The organism is Arthrobacter silvisoli, assembly GCF_003369445.1.
Lineage (GTDB): Bacteria > Actinomycetota > Actinomycetes > Actinomycetales > Micrococcaceae > Arthrobacter > Arthrobacter silvisoli.
On the sequence record NZ_QRCU01000028.1, the window covers coordinates 36,842 to 43,239 of the forward strand.

Sequence of the window (6,398 nt, forward strand, 5' to 3'; positions counted from 1 at the left end):
GGGTAGCACCCGGCCCCTAGCAGTTTTCCGGCATTCCGCAGCTTCCGGCGGCGGCAGCACCGCCGTCGGAAGCTCCCGGGACCGCGTTCGTGCGCCTTACGGCCCGGCCTTCAGCGGCCACCCGCCATCTTGCGGCTGCGTTGTTCCTGCGCGTTCGGCCCGTACGGATACACCCCGAGCCGGGGGTTGCTCGCCCCGTTCAGCCGCTCGATGTCCTCGGATGTCAGCTCAAGATCCGCCGCCGCCAGGTTGTCGGCCAGCTGATCGGGGGTCCGTGCGCCCAGGATCACCGACGTCACCGCGGGCCTGCCGGCCAGCCACGCGAGGGCAAGCTGTGAGGGACTGACGGAGTGCAACGATGCTGTCGCCTCGACCGCGTCGAGGACCCGCCAGGTGTGTTCGTCTGCGTTCCGGGCTTCCCAGGCTTCCATGCCACGCTTCGGGTTCTCCCCCAGGCGGGTGGCGCCGCTCGGGTCCACATCGCGCTTGTACTTCCCCGAAAGCCAGCCACCGCCCAGTGGCGACCACGGCAGGAGGCCGATGCCGGTGTCGAGCGCCGCGGGAACAATCTCCAGTTCAATGTCCCGCACCAGCAGGTTGTACTGGGGCTGCAGGGTGACCGGAAGGTTCCAGCCGTGTGCCTTCGCCAGGTGGAAGGCCTTCGTCAGCTGCCAGCCAAGGAAATTGGAGAAGCCGTAGTAGGCGATCTTTCCGTTGCAGACGGAGTCGTGCAGGAAGCGGAGGGTTTCCTCCAGCGGGGTGATGGGGTCCCAGGCGTGCATTTGGTACAGGTCGATCTGCTCCACACCCAGGCGGCGCAGGGAGTCGTCCAGTGCCTTGCCCAAATGCCGGCGTGACGTGCCGAGGTCATTGGGGCCTTTTCCCATCGGAAAGCGTCCCTTGGTGGCGAGCACCACCCGATCCCGGGCGCCGCTCCGGCTGGCCAACCAGCGCCCGATGATTTCCTCGGACGCGCCCTGGCTGTAGACGTCGGCGGTGTCCAGGAAGTTGCCGCCGGCGTCGAGGTAGTCGTCCAGGATGAGGTGGGAAGTCTCTTCGCTCGCCTCGGCCCCGAAAGTCATGGTTCCCAGCGCGTAAGCGGACACGACAGCACCGCTGCTGCCCAGTGTGCGGTATTCCATGCTGCTCCTCAGTTCGTTTCAGTCTTCGGTGGGTGTCGTCAGGTTCGAGTGGTAGTCGCGCCAGCTGTGTTCAGGCTCGAAGCCCAGCAGCCTGCGGGCTTTGTCGATGGACAACAGGGTTTCGTGCCGGTCCAGTTCCTTGACCACCTCGACGCCGGGAAAGACTTCGGCGGCCAGTTCCGCGCTTGACCTGCCCATTACCGTGTCCGAGGCCGCGATGATGAAGGTCTCGAATCCCGGCTGCCCGTTTTCCAGGGCGCGGGCCACCGCCTGGGCCCCGTCGCGGGCGTCAATGTAGCCCCACAGGTTCCATTTCCGGAGCCTGGCATCGGCGTCGAAGGACCGGAAGGCCTCATAGTCCTCGGGATCCATCACGTTGGAGAAGCGCAGGGCCACGACGCTCAGTTCAGGGTCCCAGCGCGTGAGCTGGATGGCCATCTGCTCTTCAAGGTGCTTGACCAGCGAGTACGTGCTCTCGGGCCGGGCCGGGTACTCCTCATCGACCGGAATATACGGAGGAGCCACGTCAAAGGGCAGGCCGAGGACGGTCTCGCTGGAGGCATAGACGATCTTCTTGATTCCCGCCCGCCGGGCGGCTTGGAAGACGTTGTAGCTGGAGAGCATGTTGTTCTCGAAGGTGGCAGCATCCGGCGCCAGGCCCGGGGCGGGGATGGCGGCCAAGTGGACCACCGCGTCGAATCCGCTGTGCCGGTCATCCAGGCCAAGGATGACGTCGAGGACCTGCCCGTAGTCGCGCAGGTCAACGTTGACGTACCCGGGCCCCTTCCGGCCTTCCCGGTCCAGGTTCAACACCTCGTGGCCATCCCTGCCCAGCCTCCGGACCACGCTCCGGCCAAGTTTTCCGCTTCCGCCAGTGACAGCAATTCTCATCGGGGGTCTCCTCTGCAAGGGATTCTGTCGTAACACTCTAGGCGCCACTCCAACGCGGGGTCAGCTACGGCCCATGTTGCTGCCAAACATGGGCCCTAAGTGACCCCGCGTTGGGGCTAGACTGGCCGCATGACTCCCCAGGAACTGGCCAACCTTGCGCATCTGCGCCGGGCCAAGGACCTGATCGACCGCGAATACGCCCGTCCGCTGGACGTGCCCACCATGGCGGGCGGCGCCCTGATGTCGCCGGCGCATTTCTCACGCCAGTTCAAGGCCGCCTACGGGGAGACGCCCTACAACTACCTCATGACCCGGCGGATCGAGCGGGCCATGGCCCTGCTGCGGTCCGGCAGCAGCGTGACCGATGCCTGCATGGAGGTGGGCTGTACCTCCCTTGGCTCCTTCAGTTCGCGCTTCACCGAGGTGGTGGGGATGACCCCGAGTGCCTACCGGGACCGGGAACACGAAGCGGTCAAGGCCATGCCATCCTGCATCGCCCGGCAGCGCACCAAGCCGGACCGCAAGCCGAGCAGGATTGAAGAAGCATCCGCCTGAACGCCGCCATACGTTTGAGGCATGAACATTTCACTTCAGTACTCACAGATCACCGTCAACGACCTCGACGAATCGCTCGCCTTCTACCGTGACGCACTCGGCCTCGAAGTGCGCAACGACGTCGGCTCCGACGGGCAGCGCTGGGTCACCCTCGGCAGCGCCTCCCAGCCGGACTTGGAACTGGTGCTGTCCGAGCCGCACGCCGGCCGTTCCAAGGACGACGGCGATGCCCTCCAGGTGCTCCTGACCAAGGGTGTCCTGCCGGTGATCGTCTTCCGCACCGACAACGTCGACGCCACGTTTGAACACCTCCGCGCCGCCGGTGCCGAGGTGCTGCAGGAACCGATCGACCAGCCGTGGGGCCCGCGGGACTGCGCGTTCCGCGACCCTTCGGGAAACCACGTCCGCTTCAACCAGAAGTCCTAGCCGGCCGGGCACGGAAAGCACGACGGCGGGATGCAGCCGTCGTGCTTTCTTTGGCGGGTGGCTCAGGCCTTCGCCGGAGCGGTGAGCCGGGGGTCGTCGTCGGGCAGGTCCTCCTGGCTCAGCTCCTCGTCGGAGAAGCTGACCCCGGCGAGTCCGGCCGGAGCCGGATCCACCGGGTCCAGTGCCTGGACCATTTCCTCGTAAAGGGCGGGGACGACGTCGTCCTCCCGCTGGGTGGGAGCCTGCGTCGGAAGTGCGGCAGTGACCGGGGCCGACACGGGCGCGGGCGGAGCATACGTAGGCGCGGCGTGGTGTTCGGGGGCGCGGTAATCCGGAGCCAGGTAGGCCTCTTCGAGTGCCGCCCGCTCCCGTTCTGCCTCGTAGGATTCGGCCTCCGCCTGGGCCGCCCATTCGCGGTGCAGCTCGGCCGCCTCCGCGCGTTTCTGGTACATGTGCACCGTGAGGTGGGTGATGGCCAGGAGCACCACGGGCGGCATCGCGGCCACCAGTGCGGAGACCATCGGCGGGATGCCCGAACGGATCGCGTCCACGGTGAGGATCGCATGCACGGAGTTGGCCGCCGTCGAGACGATCGCGCCGAAGAAAAGCAGCGTCCACGGGTACACCATGGCCCTGCGGCTGTGCCCGTTGAGCGCCACGATGGCCACGGTGGAAGCCACGATCATGCCGTCCACGATGATCGGCCAGATCCAGGCAAGATGGGCCTCAATGCCGGATCGCTGCGCCAGGTCGGTCAGCGCCGCGAAGGACAGAATAAAGGCGCCGATGGCGATCACCACAGTGGTGCCGACCGCGGTGAGGAGTACGGCCTTGTGCGGCTCGTTGGGGATCCTGGTGTTCACCGGATGAGTTTACCGGCACGGGCCGTCCCCGGTTTCCGCCGGCCGCGCCGGGCCCAATGGCCTCTCCCCTCCGGGCGGATTCCGGGCGTAGTCTGGGCCTTAAGCCGGTGTTACGGAATCCGAGACAGGCCACATGGCTGGGAATTGGGTCTGGGGCATGACAATGAGGAACGGTCCAAGGTTCACAATGGCGACGACCCTCGGCAGGGTCTTCGGATACTTCGTCCTGAGCGTTATCGGCGGCATCCTGTCAGCCAGCCTCGTGGTGCCGGTGGTGGCGGCCACGGGGTTCGCCGTAAACGGCTCGGTCTCGTATTTCAAGGGGCTGCCGGCAGAGCTGAAGGTGGGTCCGCCGTCGCAATCCAGCAAGGTGCTGACCGCCGACGGCAAGCTGATCGCCACCTTCTTCGTCGAAAACCGGGTGCCCGTCAAGCTGGAGAACATCTCCCCCTACGTCCGCCAAGCAGTGGTGGCAGTGGAGGACAACCGCTTCTACGAACACTCAGGCGTGGATCCCCAGGGCATCATCAGGGCGCTCCGGGTCAACCTCAGCGGCGGGAACCGCCAGGGTGCCTCGACCATTACCCAGCAGTACGTGTCCAACGTGCTCAATGAACAACGCCTCTCCGCCGGGCGCATCGACGAGATAGTCCTCGGCAACCAGAAGACCATGCTGGACAAGCTGCGCGAAATGAAGCTGGCCCTGGAGCTGGAGAAGAAGTACAGCAAGGCGCAGGTGCTGGAGGGGTACCTGAACATCGTCTTCTTCAACCGGGACGCCTATGGCATCGAGGCCGCGGCCCGGCTGTTCTTCAGCACCTCCGCCAAGAACCTCACCCTGCCGCAGTCGGCCCTGTTGGCCGGGCTCGTGAACAGCCCCAGCTACTACAACCCGATCGTGAATCCGAAGGCCGCCGTGCAGCGCCGGAACGTGGTGCTGTCCAAGATGCTCGGCCAGGGCATGATCGGGCAGAAAGCCTACGACGCCGCCGTCGCCACTCCATTGAAGCTGAAGATCACGCCGGCCCGGCAAGGATGCGCCGGGGCCGCAATTGCACCCTACTTCTGTGACTACGTGTCCCACCTGATCCTGAACAACAAGGCCTACGGTGCCACCTTCGACGACCGCGAGAAGCTGCTGTACCGGGGCGGGCTGACCATCACCACCACCCTGGACAGCCGCTTGCAGGCCGCGGCCCAGACGCAGGTGAACCTGTCCGCCGGCGCCAACCCGGACAAGTGGGGGGCGTCCCTGGTGACCGTCCAGCCGGGTACGGGCCGGATCCTGGCGATGGCGCAGAACACCGTGTTCCTCCCCGCACCGGGGAAGTTCGACACCCAGTTGAATTTCAACGTCGATGCCCAGGACGCCAACGGCTACGACCTCAGCGGCGCGGGCGGCTTCCAGCCGGGCTCCACCATGAAGCCGTTCACCTTTGCCGAGTGGCTGAACGAGGGCAAGCCGCTGAATGCGATCGTGGATGCCTCGCGGCGGGTCTACCCGGTGGGCTTCCCGTGGCGTTCCAGCTGTGGCCAGCGGGTGCTGGGCGGTTACAGTTCGGCGCAGAAGGCCGCCAACCTTGGCGCCGACGACGACCTGCAGAACAACGATCCCGGCTACTACCGGCCAATGCCCATCAACTACGGCCTCTTCAACTCGATCAACACGGCCACGTTCGCCACTGCGGCCCAGCTCGATTTCTGCGGCATCCAGAAGATGGTGGACGCCGTGGGCCTGCACAGCGGCGTGGACCGGGCACAGATCAACATGCACCAGATCGGCAACCTGCTCGGGGCAATCGGCGTTTCCCCCCTTGACCTGGCCACCGCCTACGCCACCTTCGCCAACGACGGCCGCTACTGCGAGCCGATCGCCCTTGTCTCGGTGGTCGTCCCGGACGGGCACCGGCTGGCCGCGAACCGCACCAGCTGCCGGGACGCCGTGAAACCGGAAGTGGCCCGCGGCGTCAACGCCGTCCTCCAGGATGTCCTGATCCAGGGCTCGGGCTGGTACATCCACCCGAAGGTCCAGGACCTGATGCCCACGGCTGCCAAGACCGGGACGTCCAACACCAACGGCGCCACCTGGGTGGTGGGCTACACGCGCGGGCTCGCCACGGCGTCGTTCTTCGGCGACACGTCCAAGGGCCAGAAGCGCGAGGGCCGGAACGTCACCATCAACGGCAAGTTCTACCAGGTGCTGGACGGCTACATGATCGCCGGTCCGCAGTGGGCCAACTACATGGTCAACGTCGTCAAGCTCTACCCCGGCGGGGCCTTCCCGGATCCGCCGGAGTCGATGATGCGCGGCCCGGGCCCGCGCCCCAGCAAGGTCGGCCCTCCGCCGGCCCCCGAGCCGGTCAAGAACGTGGACGCCACTCCTGTCCCGGAGTCTTCGCCCACGCCGACGCCCGCGCCTGCCCCCGCACCGAAACCCACGCCCGGCCCGAAGCCGCCCAAGCGCTGAAGTTTCCGGAAGCACAGGCGGGACGACGACGGCGGACGCTTCCGCCGTCGTCGT

The 6,398-nt window shown here is 66.4% G+C and carries 6 protein-coding genes; 3 read left to right on the plus strand and 3 right to left on the minus strand.

From position 1 onward, the window contains the following. Positions 1–110: 110 nt before the first annotated feature. Together DWV11_RS06970 and DWV11_RS06975 are read right to left on the minus strand one after the other, a co-directional pair. Positions 111–1,142 (minus strand): aldo/keto reductase, encoded by a 1,032-nt coding sequence (locus DWV11_RS06970; protein ID WP_115788167.1) that lies wholly within the window; start codon positions 1,140–1,142, stop codon positions 111–113. Between the two features lie 18 nt (positions 1,143–1,160). Next, positions 1,161–2,033 (minus strand): NAD-dependent epimerase/dehydratase family protein, encoded by an 873-nt coding sequence (locus DWV11_RS06975; RefSeq protein WP_115788168.1) that lies wholly within the window; start codon positions 2,031–2,033, stop codon positions 1,161–1,163. A gap of 129 nt (positions 2,034–2,162) precedes the next feature. Here DWV11_RS06975 and DWV11_RS06980 point away from each other — a divergent pair, with 129 nt between their 5' ends. Then, complete coding sequence (locus DWV11_RS06980; protein ID WP_115788169.1) at positions 2,163–2,588, plus strand: helix-turn-helix transcriptional regulator; 426 nt, start codon at positions 2,163–2,165, stop codon at positions 2,586–2,588. Between the two features lie 21 nt (positions 2,589–2,609). Then, the gene (locus DWV11_RS06985; protein ID WP_074586776.1) at positions 2,610–3,014 is read left to right on the plus strand and encodes a VOC family protein; all 405 of its coding nucleotides are present in this window, start codon (positions 2,610–2,612) and stop codon (positions 3,012–3,014) included. 62 nt (positions 3,015–3,076) lie between these two features. Here the strand turns inward: DWV11_RS06985 and DWV11_RS20370 are convergent, their stop codons facing one another. Continuing rightward, complete coding sequence (locus DWV11_RS20370; RefSeq protein WP_245953478.1) at positions 3,077–3,877, minus strand: DUF2637 domain-containing protein; 801 nt, start codon at positions 3,875–3,877, stop codon at positions 3,077–3,079. A gap of 157 nt (positions 3,878–4,034) precedes the next feature. On the opposite strand from DWV11_RS20370, the gene DWV11_RS06995 reads away from it, so the two are divergent. Further along, on the plus strand, positions 4,035–6,344 hold the full coding sequence (locus DWV11_RS06995) for a transglycosylase domain-containing protein (protein ID WP_115788170.1): 2,310 nt from the start codon (positions 4,035–4,037) through the stop codon (positions 6,342–6,344). The last annotated feature ends 54 nt before the right edge of the window (positions 6,345–6,398 follow it).